Annotated in this window: 19 protein-coding genes; 11 read left to right on the forward strand and 8 right to left on the reverse strand. The window is 70.8% G+C overall.

What is annotated here, in order from left to right; translation table 11 throughout:
* The first annotated feature begins 28 nt into the window (after positions 1-28).
* From EOT10_RS34080 to EOT10_RS34090, 3 genes are read left to right on the forward strand one after another with little or no spacing between them, the layout of a single operon-like run.
* Positions 29-2,539, forward strand: coding sequence for an ATP-dependent Clp protease ATP-binding subunit (locus tag EOT10_RS34080; RefSeq protein ID WP_127832239.1), 2,511 nt, complete (start codon positions 29-31; stop codon positions 2,537-2,539).
* 9 nt (positions 2,540-2,548) lie between these two features.
* A complete protein-coding gene (locus EOT10_RS34085; RefSeq protein WP_127832240.1) occupies positions 2,549-2,806 on the forward strand; it encodes a hypothetical protein in 258 nt (85 codons plus the stop codon).
* Between the two features lie 48 nt (positions 2,807-2,854).
* Complete coding sequence (locus EOT10_RS34090; protein WP_127832241.1) at positions 2,855-3,316, forward strand: GreA/GreB family elongation factor; 462 nt, start codon at positions 2,855-2,857, stop codon at positions 3,314-3,316.
* A gap of 40 nt (positions 3,317-3,356) precedes the next feature.
* On the opposite strand, the gene EOT10_RS34095 is transcribed toward EOT10_RS34090, so the two are convergent.
* From EOT10_RS34095 to EOT10_RS34105, 3 genes are all read right to left on the reverse strand, one after another.
* The gene (locus EOT10_RS34095) at positions 3,357-4,286 is read right to left on the reverse strand and encodes a LysR family transcriptional regulator (RefSeq protein ID WP_127832242.1); all 930 of its coding nucleotides are present in this window, start codon (positions 4,284-4,286) and stop codon (positions 3,357-3,359) included.
* A 71-nt stretch (positions 4,287-4,357) separates the two neighbouring features.
* Complete coding sequence (gene fdhD / locus EOT10_RS34100) at positions 4,358-5,194, reverse strand: formate dehydrogenase accessory sulfurtransferase FdhD (RefSeq protein ID WP_127832243.1); 837 nt, start codon at positions 5,192-5,194, stop codon at positions 4,358-4,360.
* Positions 5,195-5,276: 82 nt separating this feature from the next.
* Positions 5,277-7,568 carry an FdhF/YdeP family oxidoreductase gene (locus tag EOT10_RS34105; RefSeq protein ID WP_127832244.1) on the reverse strand — a complete coding sequence of 764 codons (2,292 nt, stop codon included), beginning with the start codon at positions 7,566-7,568 and terminating at the stop codon, positions 5,277-5,279.
* A gap of 452 nt (positions 7,569-8,020) precedes the next feature.
* On the opposite strand from EOT10_RS34105, the gene EOT10_RS34110 reads away from it, so the two are divergent.
* Positions 8,021-9,253, forward strand: coding sequence for a molybdopterin molybdotransferase MoeA (locus tag EOT10_RS34110; protein WP_127832245.1), 1,233 nt, complete (start codon positions 8,021-8,023; stop codon positions 9,251-9,253).
* Between the two features lie 102 nt (positions 9,254-9,355).
* Entirely contained in the window at positions 9,356-9,775 is a 420-nt protein-coding gene (locus tag EOT10_RS34115; protein WP_127832246.1) for a TOBE domain-containing protein, read from the forward strand.
* Between the two features lie 95 nt (positions 9,776-9,870).
* Here the strand turns inward: EOT10_RS34115 and EOT10_RS34120 are convergent, their stop codons facing one another.
* Both EOT10_RS34120 and EOT10_RS34125 read right to left on the reverse strand, forming a co-directional pair.
* Complete coding sequence (locus EOT10_RS34120; protein WP_127832247.1) at positions 9,871-10,506, reverse strand: response regulator; 636 nt, start codon at positions 10,504-10,506, stop codon at positions 9,871-9,873.
* The gene (locus tag EOT10_RS34125; protein WP_127832248.1) at positions 10,503-14,726 is read right to left on the reverse strand and encodes a HAMP domain-containing protein; all 4,224 of its coding nucleotides are present in this window, start codon (positions 14,724-14,726) and stop codon (positions 10,503-10,505) included. Before EOT10_RS34125 ends, EOT10_RS34120 begins: the two co-directional genes overlap by 4 nt.
* A gap of 123 nt (positions 14,727-14,849) precedes the next feature.
* Here EOT10_RS34125 and EOT10_RS34130 point away from each other — a divergent pair, with 123 nt between their 5' ends.
* Positions 14,850-16,760: a SpoIIE family protein phosphatase gene (locus EOT10_RS34130; protein ID WP_127832249.1), complete on the forward strand. Its 1,911-nt coding sequence runs from the start codon at positions 14,850-14,852 to the stop codon at positions 16,758-16,760.
* Between the two features lie 11 nt (positions 16,761-16,771).
* Here EOT10_RS34130 and EOT10_RS34135 read toward each other — a convergent pair whose 3' ends face one another.
* Positions 16,772-17,869, reverse strand: a complete 1,098-nt coding sequence (locus tag EOT10_RS34135; protein ID WP_189492420.1) for a MerR family transcriptional regulator — start codon at positions 17,867-17,869, stop codon at positions 16,772-16,774.
* Positions 17,870-18,089: 220 nt separating this feature from the next.
* Here EOT10_RS34135 and EOT10_RS34140 point away from each other — a divergent pair, with 220 nt between their 5' ends.
* Positions 18,090-19,199 carry a hypothetical protein gene (locus EOT10_RS34140; RefSeq protein ID WP_127832273.1) on the forward strand — a complete coding sequence of 370 codons (1,110 nt, stop codon included), beginning with the start codon at positions 18,090-18,092 and terminating at the stop codon, positions 19,197-19,199.
* Positions 19,200-19,243: 44 nt separating this feature from the next.
* Here the strand turns inward: EOT10_RS34140 and EOT10_RS34145 are convergent, their stop codons facing one another.
* Both EOT10_RS34145 and EOT10_RS34150 read right to left on the reverse strand, forming a co-directional pair.
* Positions 19,244-19,765: a nuclear transport factor 2 family protein gene (locus EOT10_RS34145; protein WP_127832251.1), complete on the reverse strand. Its 522-nt coding sequence runs from the start codon at positions 19,763-19,765 to the stop codon at positions 19,244-19,246.
* A 45-nt stretch (positions 19,766-19,810) separates the two neighbouring features.
* Positions 19,811-20,701 (reverse strand): LysR family transcriptional regulator, encoded by an 891-nt coding sequence (locus EOT10_RS34150; protein WP_223281359.1) that lies wholly within the window; start codon positions 20,699-20,701, stop codon positions 19,811-19,813.
* Between the two features lie 93 nt (positions 20,702-20,794).
* Here EOT10_RS34150 and EOT10_RS34155 point away from each other — a divergent pair, with 93 nt between their 5' ends.
* The 4 genes from EOT10_RS34155 (at position 20,795) to EOT10_RS34170 (ending at position 25,135) form a co-directional block, all read left to right on the forward strand.
* Complete coding sequence (locus EOT10_RS34155) at positions 20,795-21,997, forward strand: thiolase family protein (RefSeq protein ID WP_127832252.1); 1,203 nt, start codon at positions 20,795-20,797, stop codon at positions 21,995-21,997.
* Entirely contained in the window at positions 21,997-22,665 is a 669-nt protein-coding gene (locus tag EOT10_RS34160; protein ID WP_127832253.1) for a 3-oxoacid CoA-transferase subunit A, read from the forward strand. Before EOT10_RS34155 ends, EOT10_RS34160 begins: the two co-directional genes overlap by 1 nt.
* Positions 22,662-23,327 carry a 3-oxoacid CoA-transferase subunit B gene (locus EOT10_RS34165; protein WP_127832254.1) on the forward strand — a complete coding sequence of 222 codons (666 nt, stop codon included), beginning with the start codon at positions 22,662-22,664 and terminating at the stop codon, positions 23,325-23,327. The genes EOT10_RS34160 and EOT10_RS34165 overlap by 4 nt, the downstream gene beginning before the upstream one ends.
* 203 nt (positions 23,328-23,530) lie before the next feature.
* A complete protein-coding gene (locus tag EOT10_RS34170) occupies positions 23,531-25,135 on the forward strand; it encodes an alpha/beta hydrolase (protein ID WP_127832255.1) in 1,605 nt (534 codons plus the stop codon).
* Positions 25,136-25,245 lie beyond the last annotated feature (110 nt).

The raw sequence follows: 25,245 nt of genomic DNA on the forward strand, positions 1-25,245 counted from the left end.
GCAATCTCTCGCGGCGTCTGGAGCGGCCATGTCGATGTCTTTCGGTTCGGATTTCGGTTCCTCGGATCCATTCGGCGAGTTGTTCAACCGGTTCTTCGGAATGTCGCCCGCTTCCTCTCCGCCTGCGGTCCAACGCGTGCCGATCGGACGGCTGTTGACGGACTCGTCGCAGGAACTCCTCAATCTGGCCGCGCGGAAAGCGGTGGAGGACGGAACCCAGGACCTCGACACGGACCACCTGCTCTGGGCGACGACGAAGGTCGACCCCACCCGCAAGCTCCTCTCCCAGATCGGCGTGGACCCCGACGCGCTCGCCACGGAGGTCGCCGCGGTCCTCCCGCAGGAGTCGGGCCAGCCGTCCGCCGAGCCGGGACTGACCCCGGCGGCCAAACGCACACTCCAGGCCGCCTACTCCCACTCGCAGGCGGCCGGCGCCTCGTACATCGGGCCCGAGCACATCCTCGCCGCGCTCCTCGACGGCTCCGACAGCGGTGCCGCGAGGCTCCTGCGCGCGCAGGGCATGGACCCGGAGCGGCTCGAAGGACTCGCGGACCAGACGGCCCGCCCGGAGGGGTTCGCCGCGGAGGCGAAGAAGCCGGCCACCACGCTCGACGAGTACGGGCGGGACCTGACCGAGGACGCGAAGGCCGGGAAACTCGACCCCGTGGTGGGCCGGGCCGAGGAGATCGAGCAGACCGTCGAGATCCTGTCGCGGCGCTCCAAGAACAACCCCGTCCTCATCGGTGAGCCCGGCGTCGGAAAGACCGCCATCGTGGAGGGTCTGGCCCAGCGCATCGTGGCGGGCGAGGTCCCGGAAACCCTGAAGGACAAGCGAGTTGTCTCCCTCGACCTGTCCGGCATGGTCGCCGGCGCGCAGTACCGCGGCCAGTTCGAGGAGCGGCTGAAGAAGGTCATCGAGGACGTCCAGGAGGCCGCAGGCAGCATCATCCTGTTCATCGACGAACTGCACACCGTCGTGGGCGCCGGCGCGACCGGCGAGGGGTCCATGGACGCCGGCAACATGCTGAAGCCCGCGCTCGCGCGCGGTGAGCTGCAGCTCGTGGGTGCGACGACCATCGACGAGTACCGCAAGCACATCGAGAAGGACGCCGCGCTTGAGCGCCGCTTCCAGCCCGTGCTGATCCCGGAGCCGACCGTCGAGCAGACGGTGCAGATCCTGGAAGGGCTGCGGGACGCGTACGAGGCCCACCACCAGGTCCGGTTCGCCGACGGCGCGCTCGCGGCGGCGGCCGAGCTCTCCGACCGGTACATCAGCGACCGGTACCTGCCCGACAAAGCCATCGACCTGATGGACCAGGCGGGCGCGCGCGTACGGCTGCGCAGCGCCGGCCGCTCCACCGAGGTCGTCAGCCGCGAGGACCGTATCGCCAAGCTGCGGCGTGAACAGCAACAGGCGGTGGCCTCCGAGGACTTCGAGAAGGCGTCGGAGTTCAAGAAGCAGATCGCCGGGATCGAGGGCGAACTCGCGGGGATCGAGGAGCGGCGCGAGGGCGTCGTCTCCGTCACCGCGTCCGACATCGCCGACATCGTCTCGCGCCGCACCGGCATCCCTGTCTCCCAGCTCACCGCCAGCGAGAAGGAGAAGCTCCTCAACCTCGAAGCGGAGATGCACGCGAGGATCGTCGGCCAGGACGAGGCGGTCACCGCGGTCTCGGAGGCGGTGCGCCGCAACCGCGCCGGCATGGGCGACCCCAACCGCCCCGTGGGCTCGTTCCTCTTCCTCGGCCCCACCGGCGTCGGCAAGACCGAACTCGCCAAGACACTCGCCGAGTTGCTGTTCGGCGACGAGGATCACATGATCCGGTTCGACATGAGCGAGTTCCAGGAGAAGCACACCGTCGCCCGCCTCGTCGGCGCCCCTCCCGGATACGTCGGATACGAGGAGGCGGGCCAGCTCACCGAGAAGGTGCGCCGGCAGCCGTACAGCGTGGTGCTGTTCGACGAGGTGGAGAAGGCCCACCCCGACGTGTTCAACACCCTGCTGCAGATCCTCGACGACGGACGCCTGACGGACGGTCAGGGCCGCACCGTCGACTTCCGGCACTGCGTCGTCATCATGACGTCCAACATCGGCGCCCACCGCATCCTCGCGCACCACGGCGACGTGTCCGAGATCAAGGACGACCTGATGCAGGACCTGCAGGGCCGGTTCCTGCCCGAGTTCCTCAACCGCATCGACGACATCATCATCTTCCACAGCCTCAGCGAGGACGATCTGTCGGAGATCGTGGAGCACCTCCTGGACCAGAGCAAGCGCCGGGTGTCGGCGCAGGGCATGACCCTGGACGTCACGGAAGCGGCCAAGAAGCTCCTCGTCGCGCACGGCCACCAGCCCGAGTTCGGCGCGCGCCCGCTGCGGCGCACCATCCAGGCCGAACTCGACAACCGCATCGCGTCGATCCTGCTCAGCGGCGACGCGGAGCCGGGCGACACCATCGTCGCCGACGTGGAGAACGACACCCTCCACTGCACCGTGCGCAAGAACGCCACCGTGGACGCCGGCAGCGCGCAGAACTGAGGAGGACACATGGTCCGTCACCACAAGCCCAACGGAGCCGTCGCAGGCGACACGTACGACAGCCACGCGCGGGGCCTGCCCCTGCGCCCCGACCCGGACGAACTCGACCGGCGGACCCGGGACGACGAACGGGCCGTGGGAATCCGCGTGAAGAAGGAGAAGGGACCCGAGGACCTGTACGAGGAGGTGCACGACGAGATCGACCGGCAGGTCGACCGCGGCCAGATGCCGACCGCCGCGCCACCTTCCCGCAGGCGCCAGAGCTGACCCGCCAGGGCCGACCGTCACACCACCACGAAAGGCGAGGCAGCGGGAATGACCTCAGAACCCGAACCGATGAGCGCCGCCGAACGCCGCGCGCTGGAGCGGGAACGCGCCCACGTGAGAGCCGAACGCGACGCGGACGCCGCCACGTTGCAGGACACCACCGAGGTGGGCGACCGCGCCGACCAGGCCGACGAACTGCTGCGTTCCGACGAGGTCGACCGCCTCGACGAGCGCCTCGACGACATCGACGTACGCCTGCGCGCCGCGAGCGACGCGGGCCCGCCCCGCACCGACGCGGTCGGCGTGGGCAGCACCGTCACCGTGCGGTACGCGGACGGGTCGGTGGCGACGCTCCAGGTCGGCGCGGGCGCCGCGGTCCTCGACCGGACGCTGGTCACCGCCGACAGCCCGCTCGGCCGCGCGCTCCTCGGCTCTCGCCCCGGCGACCGCGTCAGCTATGACGCGCCCGACGGCGAGGCGACGGTCACCGTGGTGTCGCTCGGCGACTGAGAAGCCCACGGCGACTGAGAAGCCCACTGAGAAGCCCGCATCACTCACCCGCCGGATCGCCGGGAAGGTGTTCCAGGGTGCTCGCCAGGTCGGTGTGCCGGGCGACCTCCGTCAGGGCGCGGGCCATGACCGAACCCGGCTCGCGGGCCGTGACGACGAGGCCGACCGGCACCGTCCTGGCCGGATCGACGAGCGGCACCGCCCGCATGCCGTGCGGGACGCCGAACACGTGCAGCCACGTGTGGGGCACGATGCTGGCCCACCGGCCCGTCCTGACGTGGGCGAACAGCGCGGCCACCGAATCCGTCTCCACCCGGGGCGCCGGCCGGGCCCCCGCCTCGGCGAACAGCTCGTCCAGCACCCGGCGCCCCTGCATGGACCGGTTCAGCAGACACAGCGGCAGCCGCGACGCCTCCGCCCACGTGGCCGTCGTCCGGTGGGCCAGGTCGTCGGCGGAGGTGATCAGCAGCACGTGCCGTTCCCGGTACAGGGGGACGGTCAGGAAGTTCTCCGACAGTTCCTCGTGCAGGTAGGTGATGCCGGCGTCGATCTCGAAGTTCTGCAGCAGCCGGAGGATGTCCGTGGACTGGAGGTCCGCCATCACCTCCACCGTCACCAGCGGGTGCGTGGCGCAGAACGGGCCGGTCAGCAGGGATACGGCGCCGGACGCGGTCGGCACGGAACCGATCCGCAGCCTGCCGCTGAGCCCCGTGCGCAGCGCGCCCACCTCGTCCTTGAGGGCGTCGCGGTCGGCCAGGATCCGCTGCGCCCACACCACGATGCGTTCGCCCTCGGGCGTGAGCCCCTCGTACTTGCGGCCGCGCCGGACCAGCGGCACGTCCAGCTCGTCCTCCAGCTTGCGGATCGCCTCGGAGAGGGCGGGCTGGGACACGTAGCAGGCCTGGGCGGCGCGGGCGAAGTGGCGCTCCCGCGAGAGGGCCACGAGGTATTCGAGTTGGCGAAACAGCACGCCTCGGGTCTACCCGAGCGCCCGGGGGAAAGCGAATCGGGCGCCCTCGACAGGCGCGTACGCGTCCGGCGTCAGGCCACGGGCACCGCTTCCAGCCGCTCGGCGCCCGTGTACACGTTCATCGAGGTGCCGCGCAGGAACCCGATCAGGGTGAGCCCGCTCTCCTCCGCCAGGTCGACGGCGAGCGAGGACGGCGCGGACACGGCGGACAGCATCGGGATCCCGGCCATCAGCGCCTTCTGCACCAGTTCGAACGAGGCCCGGCCGCTCACCATCAGGACCGTCCCGCGCAGCGGCAGCATCCCCTCGCGCAGGGCGTGGCCGATGACCTTGTCGACGGCGTTGTGCCGGCCGACGTCCTCGCGCAGGCACAGCAGTTCACCGTCGGCGGTGAAGAGCCCGGCGGCGTGCAGGCCGCCGGTGCTGTCGAACACCTTCTGGGCCTCGCGCAGCCGGTCCGGCAGGGCCGTCACGACGTCGGGGCCGACCCGCACCGGATCCTCGGCGACGGTCCACGCCGCCGACGTGCGCACCGCGTCCAGGCTGGCCTTGCCGCACAGACCGCACGAGGACGTGGTGTAGAAGTTCCGCTCGAGCGAGGCGTCGGGCGCGGCCACGCCGGGCGCCAGGAGGACGTCCACCACGTTGTACGTGTTGCCGCCGTCGGCCGTGGCGCCCGCGCAGTACCGGATCGCCGTGACGTCGTCGGCGGAGTGCACCACGCCCTCGCTCACCAGGAACCCGGCCGCGAGATCGAAGTCGTGGCCCGGCGTGCGCATCGTCACGGTGAGCGGACGCCCGCCGACCCTGATCTCCATCGGTTCCTCGACGGCCAGGGTGTCCGGCCGGTACGAGGACACCCCGTCCCGGATCCGCAGCACACGCCGCCGCGCGGTCACACGTCCCATGGTGGTGCTCCAATCCTCGGAGCCGCGCTCCGATGGTGTCGACGATATGACGCGCGGCGCGCGAGGGGCGAGGGTGCGGGGGTCAGCCGGCGGAGCTCGCCGGCTCAAGCCGCACCACGACTCCCTTGGACGTCGGGCAGTTGCTGATGTCGGCGACGCTGTCCAGCGGGACCAGGACGTTGGTCTCGGGGTAGTAGGCCGCGGCCGAGCCACGGCTCGCCGGGTAGGGGACGACGCGGAAGTTCTCCGCACGACGCTCACTGCCGTCGGTCCAGATGCTGACCAGGTCCACCATGTCGCGGTCGGCGATCCCGAGGTCCTTGAGGTCGGCGGGGTTCACCATCACGACGCGGCGCGCGTCGTGGATGCCGCGGTAACGGTCGTTCGGCGCGTACCAGATGGTGTTCCACTGGTCGTGCGAACGCAGGGTCTGCAGGAGCAGATGCCCCTCGGGGACGTGCGGCATCGTGAAGTCGTTGCGCGTGAAGACGGCCTTGCCGCTCGGCGTGCGGAAGGTGCGCGACCGTGCCGGGTTCGGCAGGTTGAACCCGCCGGGCACCGACACCTTCTCGTTGAAGTTCTCGAAGCCCGGCACGACGCGGGAGATACGGTCACGGATCGTGCCGTAGTCCGCCTCGAAGTCCTTCCAGGGCAGGGCCGGCATGTCCCCCAGGGTGAGGCTCGCGAGGCGGCTGATGATCGCCACCTCGCTGAGCAGGTGCGGCGAGGCGGGCGGCAGCTTGCCCCGCGAGGCGTGCACGTCGCTCATGGAGTCCTCGACGGTGATGAACTGCTCCACACCGTTCTGGAAGTCCTTGTCGCTGCGCCCGAGCGTGGGCAGGATCAGCGCGATGTCGCCGCACACGGTGTGGGACCGGTTGAGCTTCGTGGAGACATGGGCGGTGAGGCGGCAGCCGCGCATCGCCTGCTCGGTGACCGCGCTGTCGGGGGTGGCCCGGACGAAGTTGCCCGCGACACCGAGGAAGAACTTGGCCTGGCCCTCGTACATCGCGCGGATGCCGTTCACCGCGTCGAGGCCGTGCTTGGTCGGCGGGGTGAAGCCGAACTCGGTGCCAAGGGCGTCGAGGAACGCCTGCGGCATCCGCTCCCACACGCCCATGGTGCGGTCGCCCTGCACGTTGCTGTGGCCGCGCACCGGGCACACACCGGCGCCGGGGCGGCCGATGTTGCCGCGCAGCATCTGGAAGTTGACGACCTCGCGGATGGAGGGGACGCCGTGCTTGTGCTGGGTGAGGCCCATCGCCCAGCACACGATGATGTTCTTGCTCGCCAGGACCCGCTGGTGGACCTCCTCGATCTCCTCGCGGGTGAGTCCCGTGGCGTCGAGGACGTGCTCCCAGGTGACCTGCCGCACGTGCTCGGAGAACTCGGCGAAGCCGGTGGAGTGGGCCTCGATGAACTCGTGGTCGAGGACCGTGCCGGGCGCCGCGTCCTCGGCTTCGAGGAGGAGCCGGTTGAGGGCCTGGAACAGGGCGAGGTCACCGCCGGCGCGGATGTGCAGGAACTGGTCGGCGATGGCCGTACCCCGCCCGACGATGCCGCGCGGCACCTGCGGGTTCTTGAAGCGCATGAGCCCGGCCTCGGGCAGCGTGTTCACCGCGACGACCTTGCCGCCGTTGCGCTTGGTCTCCTCGAGGGCCGACAGCATGCGCGGGTGATTGGTGCCCGGGTTCTGGCCCACGACGAAGACCAGGTCGGCGCTGTGGATGTCGTCCAGGGAGACGGTGCCCTTGCCGGTGCCAAGGGTCTCGTTCAGCGCGGATCCGCTGGACTCGTGGCACATGTTGGAGCAGTCCGGCAGGTTGTTCGTGCCGTACGCGCGGGCGAACAGCTGGAGCAGGAACGCCGCTTCGTTGCTGAGCCGGCCGGAGACGTAGAAGAGGGCCTCGTCGGGGGAGGCAAGAGCCTTGAGCTCGTCGGCGAGCAGGCCGAGGGCCTCGTCCCAGTCGATCGGCTCGTAGTGGGTCGCGCCGGGACGCTTGACCATCGGCTCGGTCAGCCGGCCCTGCTGGTTGAGCCAGTAGTCGGACTTGCCGTCCAGCTCGGCGATCGAGTGCTCGGCGAAGAACTCGCGGGTGACGCGGCGCGAGGTGGCCTCGTCGTTGATGTGCTTCGCGCCGTTCTCGCAGTACTCGTTCATGTGGCGCTGGCCCGGCTTGGGCTCGGGCCAGGCACAGCCGGGGCAGTCGATGCCCTTGGCCTGGTTGATGTTCAGCAGCGTGAGAGCGGTGCGCTTGACCGAGGTCTGCTCCAGCGAGTACCGCAGCGCGTGCGTGACCGCGGGAACGCCGGCCGCATAGGTCTTCGGCGGGGTCACCGACAGGTCATCGATCGGGTCCTCGATGCTGCTCATGCTCTGCTCTGCCTCTTCCCTGCCGTGCGTATCGCGCTCCCGCTCTTTTCCATGGCGGAATCGAATGCGCGGATGCCTTATTGTGATGCCTTTTTGCGATGCCCTTTTACGGATACCGTTCGAGTTCTACTTCTGCGGCTTTATTCGAGCGTTTTTATCCGAGCGTGCGGTGCGCGTGTAGTGTCCAACAAACTGCGGGCGGCGTCAAAGAGGGGTGCTCGATGACGTGATCGGCGCCGCCTATCGGCCTGCTGGCCTTGTCCCGCCTGGGCTGTCGGGACTGTGTCTCTGGACCGTGCGGCCTGATAACCTCGGCCGATCACGTGATGGGGAATTCCGCTTTGACTTCTGCGCATTCGGCGACTTCTGTGGAACTTCCGACGGTGGCCGACGTCGGCGACAGTCGAACCGCACCCCCGAATCGCCGAGCCCGAGAAAAGCGAGGGAACCGCATGACCGTGGCACACCCGAACACCGCGGGCCCGGCGACGACCATCGCCGCCGTGCCGTGGGAACAGGCCCGCACGCTCGCCAGGGGCTGTGTCCGGCAGCCGCTGCCCGTCGTCACCCGCCCCCTCGGCGACGCCCTCGGCCACGCGCTGGCCGAACCGCTGACGGCGCTCACCGACCTGCCGCCGTTCGACACGTCCGCGATGGACGGCTGGGCCGTGGCAGGACCGGGGCCGTGGCGGACGGGCGGCGCCGCCGTCCTCGCCGGCGACCACTCCGGGTTCCTCGATCACGGCACCGCCGTTCCCATCGCCACCGGCGCACGGGTGCCGGAGGGCGCGACGGCCGTACTGCGCAGGGAACACGGCACCGTCGACGCCGGGGGCGACCTGCTGCACCTGCACCCCGCCGGTCCGGAGCCGGGCCGCGACATCCGCCCGCGCGGCCAGGAGTGCCACGCGGGCGAGCCGCTGATCCCGGCCGGCACCACGGTCACCGCGGCCGTCCTCGGCCTCGCGGCGGCCGCCGGGTACGACCGGTTGGCCGTACACCGCCGCCCCACCGTGGAACTCCTCGTCCTCGGCGACGAGTTGCTGGAGTCCGGGGTGCCCCGGGACGGCCGGGTGCGCGACGCGCTCGGCCCGTTGCTGCCGCCGTGGCTCCTGAGCTGCGGCGCCGAGACGGTCAGCCGTCGCGCGGTGGCGGACGACCCCGGACTCCTGCGGGAAGCCGTACGCCACTCGGCCGCTGACATCGTGGTCACCACCGGCAGCACCGCCGCGGGCCCCGTCGACTTCCTGCACGACACCCTCCATGGCCTGGGCGCCCGGCTCCTCGTCGACTCCGTCGCCGTACGGCCCGGCCATCCCATGCTGCTCGCCGAGCTGCCGCCCGCCGCCGACGGCCGGGCCCGGCGGCTCGTCGGCCTGCCCGGCAACCCGCTCGCCGCCGTCGCCGGGACGGTGACCCTGGCCGCGCCCCTGCTGCGGCGCCTCGGCGGGCACGCGGACGGGGAACCGTGCCGGGTGCGCGCCGCCGCCGCGCTGCCGGGGCACCCGCGGGACACCCGGCTGCTGCCCGTACTCCGCACCGACCACGGCGTGGCGCCCCTCCCGTTCGACGGTCCCGCGATGCTGCGCGGCCTCGTCCTCGCGGACGGCCTCGCGGTGGTGCCGCCGGGCGGCGCGCTCTCCGGCGCCACCGTGGAGGTGCTGGACGTACCCCGACGCGCTTGACTGGACTTACTGACCTGTACGAGGAACTCCGTGCGAAGAAACTACGAAGAAACTCGCACGAAGGACCCCGTACCAAGAACAGCGAAGAACAGAGGCGCGGCCATGAGCCTGAGCATCCGCAACCAGATCCCCGGCACCGTCCTCTCCGTCGCGGAGGGCGCGGTGATGGCCGTCGTGAAGGTGGAGCTGGCCGAGGGGCAGGAGCTCACGGCGGCGGTCACGGCCGACGCGGTCAAGGAGCTCGGCATCGCGCCCGGCGTCCGCGTCCGCGCCCTGGTGAAGTCCACGGAGGTCGCGCTGGCCACCGGCGCGGTGTCGGGGCTGAGCATCCGTAACCGGCTGCAGGGCGTCGTGACCGGGATCGCCCTCGGCGGCGCGATGGCCGGCGTGAAGGTCTCCGTCAACGGCGCCGAGCTGACCTCCGCCATCACGGCCGACGCCGCCGCGGAACTGGAGCTCGCGCCCGGCTCCCAGGTGGTCGCGCTGATCAAGTCGACCGAGGTGTCCCTCGAAGTGTCCTGACCGTCCCGCACACCGCTACCGTCGGGACAATTCGACGCGGCCCTGCCGTCGGGATGTATCGACGCAGCCCCCCGTCGGGAGACTTCAACGCGGCCCTACCGCCCAGAGCCTTCCACCAGTCGGCCGATGGCCTGTTCCAGGGCGGCGATGCGGTCGGCGAGCCCCGACGGTTCGGTACCCGTTCGTTCCCCGTCCCGCAGCATGCTCTTCACCTGGGCGAGCTGACGCTCGACGTCGGCGAGGCGGTGCTGCTCCTCGGGGGGCTGCGCGGGCACGTCGACCGCGAGCAGCCGCGTCAACTGTTCGGCCTGGTCCGCTAGTTGGCGGTTCTTGCGGTGGAGTTCCAGAAAGACGTTCACCTTGGTCCGCAGCAGCCAGGGGTCGAACGGCTTGATCAGGAAGTCCGCCGCGCCGACGGTGTATCCGCGGTAGGCGTAGTTCGGGTCGACCGCCGCCCCGGTGAGCAGGATGATCGGGATGTCCTTGGTCTGGTCGAGGCCCTTGATGTTGGCGGCGGTCTCGAAGCCGTTCATGCCCGGCATCAGGACGTCGATGAGCGCGACCGCGAAGTCCTGCCGCAGCATCGCCTTGAGCGCCTCCTCGCCCGAGTGCGCGCGGACCACCCGGGCGAGCGAGCCGAGCACGGCTTCGAGGGCGACCAGGTTCTCCTCCATGTCGTCGACGATGAGGATGCTCGACGTGTCCGACGCCGCACCCCGCGGCGCTGTCATGACCCCTGCCCCGGGGTGTCCTCGCCGGCGGTGTCCACGGGCGGTTCCGCGTGGGTCCGCGGGTCGAGGAGCCGGCAGATCACCGTCAGCAGCCGGTCGACGTCCACCGGCTTGGGGATGTAGTCGTCGGCGCCGCTCTCGAGCGCCTTCTCGCGGTCGCCGGGCATGGCCTTGGCGGTGAGCGCGATGACCGGCAGGTTGGCGAAGCGCGGCGTGCGCCGCATCGCCGCGATCATCTCGTAGCCGTCCATCTCGGGCATCATGATGTCCATCAGGACCAGGGACACGTCGGGTGTCCGGTCGAGCACCTCAAGTCCTTCGCGGCCGTTCTCGGCGTACTTGACGGTGATGCCGACACGGCCCAGCACATGGGTCAGCGCGAACACGTTCCGGATGTCGTCGTCGACGATGAGGATGCGGCGGTCGGCCAGCACCCTGGCGGCGCTGCCGGTGAGCCAGTCCTTGAGCCGGGTCGTCTCGGGCCAGCCGGCGTGCTCGTCCTCCCACTCGTCGGTCTCGGCCGGTACGGAGCGGGCCTCGGGAGGGCCGGCCGGCGAGCCGGGTGCGGTGATGGCCCGTGCGGCGCCGCCCGAGGGGAGCGGTTCGGCCGCGGGGCTCGTGTAGTGCACGGGAACGAAGAGCGTGAACGTGGAACCGGCGCCCGGTTCGCTCTCGGCGACGATCTTGCCGCCGAGCAGGGTCGCCATGTCGCGGCTGATGGACAGCCCGAGCCCCGTGCCGCCGTACTTCCGGTTGGTGGCGCCGTCGGACTGCTGGAACGCCTCGAAGATCCCCGCGAGCATCTCGGGTTTGATGCCGATGCCCGTGTCCTCGACGGACAGGGCGATGACGGCGTCCGCGTCGCGCAGCGTCTCCTCCTCGAAGTCCGAGGGGGTCACGCGCTCCACCTTCAGTCGCACCCCGCCGGACGAGGTGAACTTCACCGCGTTCGACAGGAGGTTGCGCAGGATCTGCTGGAGCCGCTGCTCGTCGGAGAAGAGCTCGGAGGGGACGCCCTCGCCGACCTCGATCCCGAAGGACAGATTCCGGTCCCCGCACAGCGGCTGGAACGTCGCCCGCACGTAGTCGAGCAGCTTGGCCAGCGGCAGCTTCTTGGGGTGCACGTCCATCCGGCCCGCCTCGATCTTCGACAGGTCGAGGATGTCGTTGATCAGCTGCAGCAGGTCGGAGCCCGCCTGGTGGATGGTGACGGCGAACTCCACCTCCTCCGAGGAGAGCCGGCCGCTGGGGTTGTCGGCGAGCAGCCGCGAAAGGACGAGGAGCGAGTTGAGCGGCGTGCGCAGCTCGTGCGACATGTTCGCCAGGAACTCGGACTTGTACTGGGAAGAGGTGGCGAGCAGCGCCGCCTTCTCCTCCAGCTTGGCGTTGGTGATCTGCAACTCGTCGGAACGCTGGCGCAGTTCGGCCGTGAGGCGCTGGGACTCCGACAGCAGGGACTCCGTACGGGAGTTGGCGATGATGGTGTTGATGGAGACACCGATGGTGTTCACGAACTGGTCGACGAACGAGAGGTGGACCTCGCTGAAGCGGCTGAACGAGGCGAGTTCGATGACGCCGAGGACGTGGTCCTCGAAGAGGATCGGCAGGATGACGATGCTGGCCGGCGGCGCGGCGCCGAGGCCGGAGCTGATGGTGATGTAGTCCGCGGGGACCGCGTCCACGAGGATCCGCCGTTTCTCCCCGGCGGCCTGGGTGATCAGACCCCAGCCGGGTGCGCCGGGGCTGAGCCGGGCACGTGGCGTGCGGCCCTCCGCCTGCCCGGTGCCGTATCCCGCGAGGAGTTCCAGGTCCTCGCCCGGCTCCGCGCCCGCCCCGGCCAGGAAGAACGCGCCGTACTGCGCGTTCACCAGCGGGGTCAGCTCGCGCAGGATCAGGTCCGCCACCTCGACCAGGTCACGGTGGCCCTGCATGAGGGCGGCGATGCGGGCCAGGTTGGACTCCAGCCAGTCCTTGGCCCGGGTGGTCTCGCGGAGGTTGGCGACCATGAGGTTGATGTTGTCCTTGAGGGTGGCCACCTCGCCCTTGGCCTCCACCGCGATGGAACCGGACATGTCGCCCTGCGTCACGGCGCTGGCGACCTCGGCGATCGCCCGCACCTGGGTGGTCAGGTTCAGGGCCAGGTCGTTGACGCTGGTGGTGAGGTTCTTCCAGGTTCCGTAGACGCCCTCCACGCGGGCCTGGCCGCCCAACTGGCCCTCGGAGCCCACCTCGCGGGCCACGCGGGTGACCTCGGAGGCGAACGAGGAGAGGGTGTCGACCATCGTGTTGATCGTCGTCTTGAGTTCCAGGATCTCGCCGCGCGCGTCGACGTCGATCTTCTTCGACAGGTCACCGCGCGCGACGGCGGTGGCGACCTGGGCGATGTTGCGGACCTGTGAGGTCAGGTTGTCGGCCATGGAGTTGACGTTGTCCGTGAGGTTCTCCCAGACACCGGACGCGCCGTGCACCTGGGCCCGGCCGCCGAGCCGCCCCTCGGTGCCGACCTCGCGGGCCACCCGGGTCACCTCGTCCGCGAAGCCCCGCAGCTGCTCCACCATCGAGTTGACGGTGTCCTTCAGCTCCAGGATCTCGCCCCGCGCGTCGACGTCGATCTTCTTGGACAGGTCGCCGTTGGCGACGGCGGTGGTCACCTGGGCGATGTTGCGGACCTGTGAGGTCAGGTTGAGTGCCATGAAGTTGACGTTGTCGGTGAGGTCCTTCCAGACCCCCGAAGCGCCCCTGACCTGCGCCTGACCGCCCAGGTTGCCCTCGGTGCCGACCTCGCGTGCGACGCGGGTGACCTCGTCGGCGAACGCGGAGAGCTGGTCGACCATCGTGTTGATCGTCGACTTCAGTTCGAGGATCTCGCCCTTGGCCTCCACGGTGATCGTCTTGCCGAGGTCGCCCTCCGCGACGGCGGTGGCGACCGCCGCGATGTTGCGGACCTGGGACGTCAGGTTGTCGGCCATGAAGTTGACGCTCTCCGTGAGGTCCTTCCAGACCCCGGATACGCCTCTGACCTGGGCGCGTCCGCCGAGCTGTCCTTCGGTGCCGACCTCGCGTGCGACGCGGGTGACCTCGTCGGCGAACGCGGAGAGCTGGTCGACCATCGTGTTGATCGTCGACTTCAGCTGGAGGATCTCGCCCCGCGCGTCCACGGTGATCTTCTGGCTGAGGTCGCCGTTGGCGACCGCGGTGGTCACCTGGGCGATGTTGCGGACCTGCGAGGTCAGGTTGGACGCCATGAAGTTGACGTTGTCGGTGAGGTCCTTCCAGACCCCGGAGGCGCCTCTGACCTGGGCGCGTCCGCCGAGCTGTCCTTCGGTGCCGACCTCGCGGGCGACGCGGGTGACCTCGTCGGCGAACGCCCGCAGCTGGTCCACCATCGTGTTCACGGTGAGCTTCAGCTCAAGCAGCTCACCGGTGGCCTCGACCGTGACCTGCTGCGTCAGGTCGCCGCGCGCGACGGCCGTCGTGACCACCGCGATGTCCCGCACCTGCGCCGTCAGGCGGGACGCCATCGTGTTGACCGCCTCGGTCACATGGAGCCAGTCACCCGAGAGGCCCTGGGCCTTGGCCCGGCCGCCGAGACGGCCCTCGGTGCCGACCTCGCGGGCGACGCGGGTGACCTCGCCGGTGAACAGGGAGAGCTGGTCCACCATGCGGTTCACGCCGATGCCCAGGCGCCGCAGATCGCCGCGGAGCTGGCGGCTGCCGTCGTGCAGGTCGACGTGCTGGGTCAGATCGCCGTCCGCGACGGCGTCGAGGACCCGTGTGGCCCTGGAGACGGGCCCCACCAGCGCTTCGAGCGCCGTGTTGGCCGCCTCTACGTTCGTGGTCCACGTGCCCGAGCCCGGACTCGCCGAGATCCGCTCGTCGAGCCGGCCCCGCCGGGTGATCTCGTGCCGGATGCGCTGGAGCTCGGAGGCGAGGTGCGCGTTCCGCGTCATGATCTGCTGAAGGACCGCGCTCATCTCCGCGACCACGGGGTCCTGCGCGGCGGCAGTGGTGTCGTCCTGGGTGCGGGAGACGGCGGCGGGGGCCTCTCGAACGGCGTCCGCGCGGGCCTCCCGAACGGCGTCCGCACGGGCCGAGAAGTCTCCGTCGCACAGGGCCTTCATCGCGGCGAGGAGCGGGCGCAGCTCACTCGTGCGGACCCACTGTCCTTCGGCTTCCGTGACCGGCCTGGCCGGTTCGGGCCGAGTCATGTCCATGGTCATGAACCACCCTCCGCCCGGAGTCCATCGAGCTCGCCAGCGGCCTGTTTCAGCATGTTTGTCATATTATAAAGGGCGCGAAAATACTTCTCCCATGCGTAGCCAGCGCACCCAGGGGGCGCCGTGATGCCGTTGCCCGCACACGCGGCGGAATTCGTGTGCAGCAAGGAGTTGCCGGCGAACCAGCTCGCGGCCGCCCGCGCGCGGAGGTTCCTGCGCGAGGCACTCTCGGGCGGGACACCGGCCACCGTGACACCCCCCGACGAGCAGCCCGTACCCGCTCCCGGGCCGGTCCCGCAGGACCTCGTCGACAACGCCGTCCTGCTCGTCAGCGAACTGGTCACCAACGCCGTCGTGTACGCGGGCACCGACATCGACGTCGTCTGCCGCCTGGAACGGCACCCGGACACCGGACCCTCCGTCGTCGTGGAGGTCGCCGACCGCCACCCCTCCCGGGGCGTACGCGGCGGGGCGGACGCCCACCAGGGCGAGCCGGGCTACGGCCTCCAGCTCGTGAGCGCGCTCTCCCAGGCCTGGGGTGTGACGTACCGGCGGTCGGAGAAACGGGTGTGGTTCCGCCTGGAGGCCTCCGCGGCGGAGGCGGGGGCCGGGGCGGCCACCGGCGCCGACGCCACCGCGCTCCGTGCCGACGAGACGACCGGGCCGGGGCCGGGACGGGCCGGTTCCCGCGTCACCGAATCCCGTCCCGCCCGGCCGTCGTCCTCTCTCGCGCACCGCCATGGGTACGCCGCCGAGTGGGTCGACCACAGCGGCCCGGCGTTCCTCGCCGAGACCAGCGAGCTCCTGGCCGGGCAACTGGACCAGAGCATGGTCACCGCGCTCGCGGCCCAGCTGCTCGTGCCCCGGCTCGCGGACTGGTGCGGGATCTGGCTGCGGACCCAGGGGGGCGGCCTGCAGCTCTCACGGGTCTGGCATGTCGACGAGGGGCGCATCGTGGCGCTGCGCGAGGAACTGGAGCGGGTTCCGCCGACCGCCGGGATCCGGGCCGGCGGCACCCCCTGGCCGTGGCCGGAGAGCGGCGGGTCCGACCGCACGGGCGGCTCGGCGTTCGCCTTCCCGCTGGCCGTCCGCGACACCGACGTGGGCGTGCTGCTGCTCGGCCGCGCCGGTCAGCTGCACATGACCGACGCCGTCGTCCGCATGCTCGACGACGTGGCCCGCCGGGTCGCGCAGGCCGTGGTCACCGCCCGCCAGTACATGAAGCAGACGACGATCAGCGTCGCGCTCCAGCGCAGACAGCTGCCGCCGACCCTCGCCAGCATCGCGGGCGTGGACACCGCGATCGTCTACGAGCCGCACGGCGAGGGCCAGACCGTGGGCGGCGACTTCTACGACGTCTTCCCGATGGGCGAGGGCCGCTGGTGCTTCCTGCTCGGCGACGTGCAGGGCAAGGACCCTGAGGCGATGTCCGTCACCGGCCTCGCCCGGCACCTCGTACGGCTCCTGGCACGCGAGGGCCACGGCGTCGAGTCGGTGCTCGACCGGCTGAACATCGCCATGGCGGAGGAGAGCGCCGAGGCCATCGCGGCCAACGGCGAACAGGCCGCCACCCGCTTTCTGAGCCTGCTCTACGGGGAGCTTGCCGTCGACCCCCGCCTGCCGGGCGCCCGCTGCCGGATCGCCAGCGCCGGCCACCCCCTGCCCCTGCACCTGTTCACCGACGGCCGGGTGGAACCGGCCTGCGAACCCCAGATGCTCCTCGGCATCGACGAGGGCGCCGAGTTCCGCGCCACCGGCTTCCACCTCGCGCCCGGCGAAACGCTGCTGTGCGTGACCGACGGCGTCACCGAACGCCGCCGCGGCAACTGGCAGTTGGACGACAACGACGGCCTGGCGGACGTGCTGCGTCAGGGCCTCGGCCTCGGTGCGAAGGCACTCGCGGAACACGTACGCCGAGCGGCACACGACTTCGGAACGGGCCCGGTCGAGGACGACCTCTCGGTCCTCGTCCTCCAGGCCCGCGCACCCGACGACAGAACCCACCACACGAAGAGAGATGCAGCAGGAGATGAGTAGTCGGAGGCCGATCAGGAGATGAGCAGGCGGAGGCCGAGATCTGCCGCGTCGAGGTGAGCGAGGTCGCTGTTGCGCTCGGCCCACCGGCCGGAGTCGAGGTCGTCGCCGAGGCGTCGCACCGCCCGCCGCTCGGCCTCCGGCCCGACCCGCGTCCACACCGACACCGCACGGCGCACGTGATCCTCCAGATACGCCTCCGGCCGGCGCCAGTACGCCTCGAACAGGCCGTCGGCGCAGTCCCACGGGACGGGCACCGGTTCGGCGCGGGCGCCGATCGCGTCGGCCATCCCGGCGAGCGAGGGGAACTCCGCGAGGACGGCGGCGAATTCGGGCAGGTAGTCGCGGGTGAGCCAGAACCGGTCCTGCCATCCGGGCTCGTCGGTGTCGAACGTGAGCACCACCACGCGGCGGGCCACGCGCCGCATCTCGCGCAGCCCCGCCATCGGGTCCCTCCAGTGGTGAACGGTGGAGACGGCCATCGCGACGTCGAAGGACCGGTCCGCGAACGGCAGATCCTCCGCGGCGGCGGCCACGCACGGCGCCGAGCCGGCAGGCCGCTGACCCCGCATGACCTCCGACGGCTCCACCGCGGTCACCTCCCGGTCGCCGGGCTCGTAGGAACCGGTGCCGGCCCCGACGTTCAGCACTGTCCGCGCGTCCCCGAGCGCGTCCGAGATCTGCGCGGCGATCCGCGGCTCGGTACGCCGTGTCGCGGTGTAGGCGCCGCCGATCGCGTCGTACAGCCGTGCACCGAGCACCTCCAGTTGCTCCTCCGGTGTCACTGTCAGCCCTTTCGCCCGTGCCTCGAGTTCCCTGTCGATGGCCGCCACCATGGCGGCGGCGCGATCACGCCGCTCCACCAGCAGGCCGCGCAGCCGGCGCAGGTGCGCGACCGCGTCGGTGGACGGGTCGCCGACCAGTTCGGCGACCTCCCGCAGCCCGAAGCCGAGGCGCCGGTAGGCCAGCACCTCCCTGAGCTGCTCCACGTCGCCCGCCGAGTAGGCCCGGTACCCGGCCGCGGTCCGCGCCGACGGCCGGACGAGCCCGATCTCGTCATAGTGATGCAGCGTGCGGACGCTCACGCCGGCCAGCTCGGCCACGCGTCCCACGGTCCAGTGATCCTTCACGGCACCGACTATGCGGCCTGACGCCACGTGAGGGTCAAGAACCGCACGCACGGCACCGAACCCACCGGATTCTCATGCCAGTTCACGCCGGTCGGGGTCGCGATGGCGTTCTCGGGGCCGAACGGTGCTGTGTGATCATGCACGCAAGAAGATCGGCCCCGGGGGGAGAGGGGCCGGGTGTGCCAGGAAGGGTGGATACGTGGTGGGCAAGGGCGAGGAGTCCATACCGGACGCGGAGTGGGAGCGATTCCTTCGTGAGGCCGAGGCCGGGACTCAGGGAGCGCCCAAGGAGCCGTCGGCGCGGGCCCGGATGGTGACGCGGCGGCTGCGGGAGGAGGGCGGCCGATCCGAGCCATGGCGAAGTCATCAACCGGCCCGGCGGCGAAAGGGCAAGGTCTGGTACGCGGTCGGTCTGCTGGTCGCGGCCGCCCTGCTGGTCGTCGCGCTGGAGCCGGGTCGGGTGGCCGACTGGTTCGGGGGCGGAGGCTGGGGCGGAGGCGACGAGAGTGCGCCGCTCGCCGCGGAGACGAAACGCCCGGCTCAGCCCCCGTCCGAGGAAGGGGCATCCATGCCTCCCACCCTGGCGCATCCGTTCAGGGGGTCACCGGCGGTGCGGTGGGCCGATGGGGCGGCCGGGATCAGCCTGCCCGAGGCGCGGGCGACCGGCTGGATGAGTAAGAGCGAGGTCGCCCAGGCGCTCGTGAAGAGCCGGGACTTCCTCGCCGCGTCCAGCCTGGAGCCTGGTGTGCTGCGCGGGGAGCGGCCGGGCAAGGCGATCGAGGCGGTCAATCCTCAGCAGGAGGATGTCCAGGACTACCTGGCAACCGCGTTCCGCGCGCCCAGCGAGGAGGCCGATCCTCGACTGTTGTTCAGCCGGTTCGACACGACGAAGGTCCGGCTTGTCGGGGACGTGGTGAAGACACGAGGACGGATCACATACCAGGAAGGCGAGCGCGGTGCGGTCGAGGTGACCACCGATGTCACCTACGTGTATCGGGTCGTCCGCGCCGAGGCGGGAAGCGAAGAGGTCGCGCGCACCATCGTGCGCCGTGAGGTCGTGATGAGCTGGGACGACCCGGCGAAGATCGATATCGAGCCGGGTACGTTCTCCCTCGTCTCCTACAAGTCGGACACCACCAACGGCGGTTGCGGCCCTGTCACCGGCTACCTGACTCCCGAGTTCGACGCGGAGCGCGCGGCCTCGGACCGGGGAGAAGGCCCCGAGGTCGACCCGTACGACCGGAGCACCACGATGGCGAAGCGGATGCGGGAGGCCCGCGACGCGGAGTGCGGGACGGCCACACGGTCATGAGTGCCGGTGAGCGCGCCGGGACGGCACCGCGGAGGGCGCCGGCCTCAGCGCCCTGCCTGGGCGCCGGTCAGTTTCGCGACGCGGGTGGCGGTCTCCGCCGGCAGGACGGGCGGCTCGCCCGTGGTCCACACCGCGCGCACGGACATGTGGCTGAAGCGCCAGCCGCTTGCGGTGCGTCGGAGCTTCGCCTCGTAGACGCCGCCCACCGTGAACAAAGGGTTGGCGTTCTCCCCCCGTGCTTGAAGCGTGGAGTCCAGATGCACGTGGGTCATGTGGGCGTTCCAGGAGGCACTGGCCGTCCGCGCGCCCGGTTCGGCCCGGACGAGGAGGTCGGAAGAGATGTGCAGGGTGGCGGCGAACCGGCCGGTGGCCTCCTCGATGTGGCGCACCGCGTCGGCGCCCTCGGCGATGCCGAGCGGAGTCGTCGTCCGTAGATCGTCGGTGAAGTAGGCCCCCGCCCACCCCTCGTCGAACCGCCGCTCGTCCATGGTGCGGAAGAAGCCGCTGACGAGGGTGCTGATCTCGAAGTGGTCCCGGGGATGCGTCGTACCACGCGTCTCGTTCATGGCTCGATCATTCGACCCCAACCGCGCTTGAGGTCAAGACGATCGTCAGGCGTGCGCGCACTCCTCGATGATCGACGCCACCTGTTGTACCGAGGGTGAGTTGCCGTGGGTCCGGCGGGCCAGGACGAGGTCGATGGTGTCCGGGTCGGTGAGCGGTACGTACGTGACGCCGTCGAGCCGCAGGCTCCGTACCGACTCCGGGACGAGTGCGACGCCATGGCCGGCCGCCACGAGGACGACGAGGGTGGCGGTCTCGCCGACCTCGACGAGGGACGGGGGCTGGAAGCCGGCCCGGCGGCAGGCGGACAGGACACGGTCGTACATGGCGGACCGGGCCTGCGCGGGATGGATGACGAAAGGTTCGCCCGCCAGCGATCCGAGTGAGATCCGTGGGCCGGCGGCCAGCGGGTGATGGGCCGGCAGCACCGCCATCAGGGGCTCGGTGCGCAGCGGCGTGCTGGTCAGCTCCTCGGCGGCGGCAGCGGAGCGCAGGACCGCCAGGTCGTACGTGCCGTCTAGCAGCCCGTCCGCGAGCTGCGGACTGAGCAGCTCGCCGCGCAGCTCCAGGGTGACGTGGGGGAGCCGGGCCTGCACGGTGCGGGCGACGCGCGGCAGCACGTCATAGGTCGCGGTGCCGATGAAGCCGACGGAGACACGGCCCGCGTGGCCCGTGGCGAGTTCCGCCATGCGGACCCGGGCGCGCTCGGCCTCGGCGAGCAACGTGCGGGCGTACCCGGTCAGGTCCCGCCCCGCTTCGGTGAGTTCGACGTGCCGGGTCGACCGGTGGAACAGGGAGATCCCCAGCTCGCGCTCCAGCTGCTTGATCTGCTGGGACAGAGCGGGCTGGGCGACGTGCAGACGGGCCGCCGCGCGCCCGAAGTGGCACTCTTCCGCGAGGGCGAGGAAGTAACGGATCTGGCGGAGCTCCACGGACATGCCTCCCATTGGCTGTACTTATAATGGTGCCTTATCAATGGACAAGAACTAAGTCTTGGACCTGATGAAGCTCGCGGGACTACCGTGAGATGCGTGACCGACAGTTACGTGTACGCAGCAGCAAGAACGCCTTTCGGCAAGTTCTCCGGCTCCCTCGCCGGCGTACGGCCGGACGACCTCGCGGCGCTCGCCGTGCGCGGTGTCCTGGCCAAGGTGCCGGGGCTCGAGCCGGGCGAGATCGAGGACGTCGTCTGGGGCAACGCCAACGGCGCGGGCGAGGACAACCGCAACGTCGGGCGGATGGCCGTTCTCCTGGCCGGACTGCCCACCTCGGTCCCCGCCACGACGGTGAACCGGCTGTGCGGCTCGTCCCTGGACGCCGCGATCATCGCCTCCCGGGCCATCGAGACCGGTGACGCGGACATCGTGCTCACCGGCGGTGTCGAGTCGATGAGCCGGGCGCCGTGGGTGCTGCCCAAGCCTGACCGGGCTTACCCCGCGGGGAACATGACCGCGGTCTCCACCACCCTCGGGTGGCGGCTCGTCAACGAACGGATGCCGAAGGAGTGGACGGTCTCGCTGGGGGAGGCCAACGAGCAGTTGGCCGACCGGTTCGCCGTCCCGAGGGAGCGGCAGGACGAGTTCTCCGTCCGCTCCCACCAGTTGGCCGACGCGGCGTGGACGGCCGGTTTCTACGACGACCTGGTGGTGCCGGTCGAGGTCGACGCCAAGGGGAACACGCTCACCCGGGACGAGGGCATCCGGCCGGGCTCCACCGTCGACAAGCTCGGTGCGCTCAAGCCGTCCTTCCGGCCCGACGGTGTGATCACGGCCGGCAACGCCTCACCGCTGAGCGACGGCGCCTCGGCCGTGCTCCTCGGATCGTCGGCCGCCGCGGCCCGCATCGGCGCTGACCCGCTGGCCCGTGTCGCCGGGCGCGGGGTGTTCGCGCTGGATCCGCAGATGTTCGGCTTCGCCCCCGTGGAGGCGGCGAACCGGGCCCTGAAGAGCGCGGGCATCACCTGGGCCGACGTGTCCGCGGTCGAACTCAACGAGGCTTTCGCCGTCCAGTCGCTGGCCTGTGTCGACGCATGGAAGATCGACCCGTCGATCGTCAACACCAAGGGCGGCGCCATCGCGCTCGGCCACCCGCTGGGCGCCTCCGGCGGCCGGCTCCTCGCCACCCTGGCCCACCGGCTGACGGAGTCCGGCGAACGCTGGGGCGTCGCCGCGATCTGTATCGGCGTCGGCCAGGCACTCGCCGTGGTCCTGGAGAACGTGAGGGAGACACACTGATGGCAGTCCAACTCTGTGCTGACGCCGACGAGGCCGTCGCCGGTGTCCAGGACGGGTCCACCGTGCTCATCGGCGGGTTCGGCATGGCCGGCATGCCCGTCGAGCTGATCGACGCGCTCATCCGCCAGGGCGCCACGGACCTGACCGTCGTGTCCAACAACGCCGGCAACGGCGACACCGGCCTCGCCGCGCTGCTCGCGAAGGGACGCGTCCGCAAGGTGGTCTGCTCCTTCCCGCGGCAGAGCGACTCGTACGTCTTCGACGAGCTGTACCGGGCCGGGAAGATCGAGCTCGAAGTCGTACCGCAGGGCAGTCTCGCCGAGCGGATGCGGGCGGCCGGCGCCGGCATAGGGGCGTTCTTCTGCCCCACCGGAGCCGGGACCCTGCTGGCCGAGGGCAAGGAGATCCGCGTCATCGACGGCCGCACCCACGTGCTGGAGTACCCGATCAAGGGCGATGTCGCGCTGATCGGCGCCCACCGGGCCGACCGCATGGGCAACCTCGTCTACCGCAAGACGGCCCGGAACTTCGGACCCGTCATGGCTACGGCCGCGACCACCGTGATCGCGCAGGTCCGCGAAGTCGTCGACACCGGAGCGCTCGACCCGGAGTCCGTGGTGACACCGAGCATCTACGTCGACCGTGTGGTGCAGGAGGCAAGCGCATGACCCCCGACCGACCCGCCGGGCAGACCGCCCTGGGCAAGCACGACATCGCCGCCCGCATCGCCCGGGACATCCCTCACGGCGCCTTCGTCAACCTCGGCATCGGCCAGCCGACACTCGTCGCCGACCATCTGCCGGCCGACGCGGGCGTGGTGCTCCACACCGAGAACGGCATGCTCAACATGGGCCCGGCCGCCCAGGGCGACGCGATCGACCCCGATCTCACCAACGCCGGCAAGATCCCCGTGACCGAGCTGCCCGGAGCGGCGTACTTCCACCACGCCGACTCCTTCGCCATGATGCGCGGCGGCCACCTGGACATCTGCGTCCTGGGCGCGTTCCAGGTCTCCGCGAGCGGCGACCTCGCCAACTGGCACACCGGCGCACCGGACGCGATCCCCGCCGTCGGCGGAGCCATGGACCTGGCGATCGGGGCCAAGAAGGTCTTCGTGATGATGACGCTGTTCACCAAGACCGGCGCGCCCAAGCTCGTATCGGAGTGCACCTACCCGCTGACCGGTCTGGCCTGCGTCGACCGGGTCTACACCGACCTCGCCGTCTTCGACATCACCCCGCGGGGCGTCGTGGTCCGGGAGACCTTCGGCCCCACCGTCGACGACCTCGCGGGCCGTCTGGACCTGCCGCTCATACCCGCGGGCGACTGACGTCAGCGGTCGGACGGGTCCCCTCGGCGGAGACGGGACCCGTCCACCCCGAGGGCCCGGCGGAGCGCCTCCGCCGGGTACGGGGTCTCCCTGCACGTGATGGTCCGCCAACTGCTGGCGTCCGCACTGTACGTGACACGACAGGACCGGGGTCTGAGAGGATCGCGGCGTTCATGTGCGCGGGGAAGCAGGGGAGTTCGCCGATGGGCGTGCTGGCGTGGGTGCCGGGGTGTGCGGCCCGGCTCGTGCGGTGGAGTGTGGTGTCTGCCGCCGCGCGCCGCCGCGCCGCCGCGGGGCTGCTCGCCGCCGTCGTCGTGGTGGCGGCAGGGACCGGATGCGATGCCCGCACGGACCGGGGCCCGGACCCGCGTCCCCGTACGACGGCCAAGGCGACGAACCCGCCACCGGGACTGCCCGCGGCCCTCACCGCCGGCCAGCGGCTCAACTGGTCGGTCTGCCCGGCCCCTTCAGGAGCCCAGGGCAGCGGTCACGCTCCGGGCGGCGGCTGGGAATGCGCCACGATGAAGGCGCCGCTGGACTACCGGGAACCGGGCCGCGCCGCGATCGACGTGGCCCTGATCCGCAAGAGAGCCACCGGACCGGAGCGGAACCGCATCGGCTCCCTCCTCTTCGACTTCGGCGGCCCGGGAGTGTCCGGAGTGACGGGGCTCCCCGAGTTCGCGCGCGACTACACCTCGCTGGGGCAGCGCTACGACCTGGTCGGCTTCGATCCGCGAGGAGTCGGCGGAACCATTCCCATCGACTGCGGGCAGAAGGCGTACGAGGGCGGCGACGTCTGCAAGAAGCGCTCGGGGCGGTTCCTGCCGTACGTCGGCACCACGCGGACGGCACGCGACCTGGACCTGATGCGCTACCTCCTCGGCGACCAGAAGCTGAACTACTTCGGTGTCTCCTACGGCACCGAACTGGGCGGCACCTACGCTCACCTGTTCCCCGAGAACGTCGGCAGACTCGTCCTCGAAGCCCCCGTCGACCCGACCCAGAACCTTCTGCGGCAGAACATCAGCCAGGTCAGGGCCGTCCAGTCCGCCTTCGACCGCTTCGCGCGCCACTGCGCGGCCACCTACGACGACTGCCCCACCGGCAGCGACCCCGACCGAGCCACCCCACGCGTCGTCGATCTGCTGGGCAAACTCGACAAGACCCCCGCCACCACCGGCGGCCACGGCAAGCTCGACGGCGACCGCGCCGCCCACGCCATCTCGAACTACCTTGACCGGGGCAAGGAAGGCTGGGGCCCCCTGGTGAAGGCGCTCCGCGAGGTCATGGACGAGGGCACCGGAAACCAGCTGATGGAGAAGGCGTACGACCACGCCCCCGGCGCCCGGTCCCTGAGCGGCACGGGAACCCACGGCGAACCCACAGGCGGCAACGGCACCTCCGCCTTCGTCGCGATCACCTGCGCCGACTCCGACCTGCGCCCCGGCTTCACCCGGTCCGAACGATGGATCAAGGACACCGAGGCCGCCTCACCCGTCTTCGGGAAGGCCTGGTCCTACGGTGTCTACCTCTGCTACGACTGGCCGTTCCACGGCGAGCGCGCCACCCCCGACGTCAGCGCGCACGGCGCCGCTCCGATCCTGGTCGTCGCCGGCACCAGCGATCCGACGACGCCGTACGCGGGCGCCGGGCACATGGTGAGCGAGCTGGGAGACAAGGTCGGCGTCCTGCTGACCGTACGGGCCGAAGGCCACGGGACGTATCCACAGAACCACTGCGCGCGCAGGGCAGTCGACACCTACCTCATCGCCGGGAAGCTCCCCGCACGCGGGACGACGTGCTCGTGACAGCGACGTGGGACTCAGAACCCGGTCGTGACGGGAGTATTGATCGGCACTGGTCACCGTGTTAGAAAATCCGGGTGACCAAGCGACGGACCTGCGACGCGGCGACAGCA

This window comes from Streptomyces antnestii (assembly GCF_004005495.1).
In the GTDB taxonomy this organism is placed as follows: Bacteria; Actinomycetota; Actinomycetes; order Streptomycetales; family Streptomycetaceae; genus Streptomyces; species Streptomyces antnestii.

Excerpts from the sequence above, each read along its gene's own strand:
- EOT10_RS34170 (WP_127832255.1), top strand. The coding sequence starts at position 23,531 with ATGGGCGTGCTGGCGTGGGTGCCGGGGTGTGCGGCCCGGCTCGTGCGG.
- EOT10_RS34090 (WP_127832241.1), top strand. The coding sequence starts at position 2,855 with ATGACCTCAGAACCCGAACCGATGAGCGCCGCCGAACGCCGCGCGCTG.
- EOT10_RS34105 (WP_127832244.1), bottom strand. The coding sequence starts at position 7,568 with ATGAGCAGCATCGAGGACCCGATCGATGACCTGTCGGTGACCCCGCCG.
- EOT10_RS34115 (WP_127832246.1), top strand. The coding sequence starts at position 9,356 with ATGAGCCTGAGCATCCGCAACCAGATCCCCGGCACCGTCCTCTCCGTC.
- EOT10_RS34145 (WP_127832251.1), bottom strand. The coding sequence starts at position 19,765 with ATGAACGAGACGCGTGGTACGACGCATCCCCGGGACCACTTCGAGATC.
- EOT10_RS34125 (WP_127832248.1), bottom strand. The coding sequence starts at position 14,726 with ATGACCATGGACATGACTCGGCCCGAACCGGCCAGGCCGGTCACGGAA.
- EOT10_RS34160 (WP_127832253.1), top strand. The coding sequence starts at position 21,997 with ATGGCAGTCCAACTCTGTGCTGACGCCGACGAGGCCGTCGCCGGTGTC.
- EOT10_RS34150 (WP_223281359.1), bottom strand. The coding sequence starts at position 20,701 with ATGTCCGTGGAGCTCCGCCAGATCCGTTACTTCCTCGCCCTCGCGGAA.
- EOT10_RS34120 (WP_127832247.1), bottom strand. The coding sequence starts at position 10,506 with ATGACAGCGCCGCGGGGTGCGGCGTCGGACACGTCGAGCATCCTCATC.
- EOT10_RS34130 (WP_127832249.1), top strand. The coding sequence starts at position 14,850 with ATGCCGTTGCCCGCACACGCGGCGGAATTCGTGTGCAGCAAGGAGTTG.
- EOT10_RS34165 (WP_127832254.1), top strand. The coding sequence starts at position 22,662 with ATGACCCCCGACCGACCCGCCGGGCAGACCGCCCTGGGCAAGCACGAC.
- EOT10_RS34110 (WP_127832245.1), top strand. The coding sequence starts at position 8,021 with ATGACCGTGGCACACCCGAACACCGCGGGCCCGGCGACGACCATCGCC.
- fdhD (WP_127832243.1), bottom strand. The coding sequence starts at position 5,194 with ATGGGACGTGTGACCGCGCGGCGGCGTGTGCTGCGGATCCGGGACGGG.
- EOT10_RS34080 (WP_127832239.1), top strand. The coding sequence starts at position 29 with ATGTCGATGTCTTTCGGTTCGGATTTCGGTTCCTCGGATCCATTCGGC.
- EOT10_RS34085 (WP_127832240.1), top strand. The coding sequence starts at position 2,549 with ATGGTCCGTCACCACAAGCCCAACGGAGCCGTCGCAGGCGACACGTAC.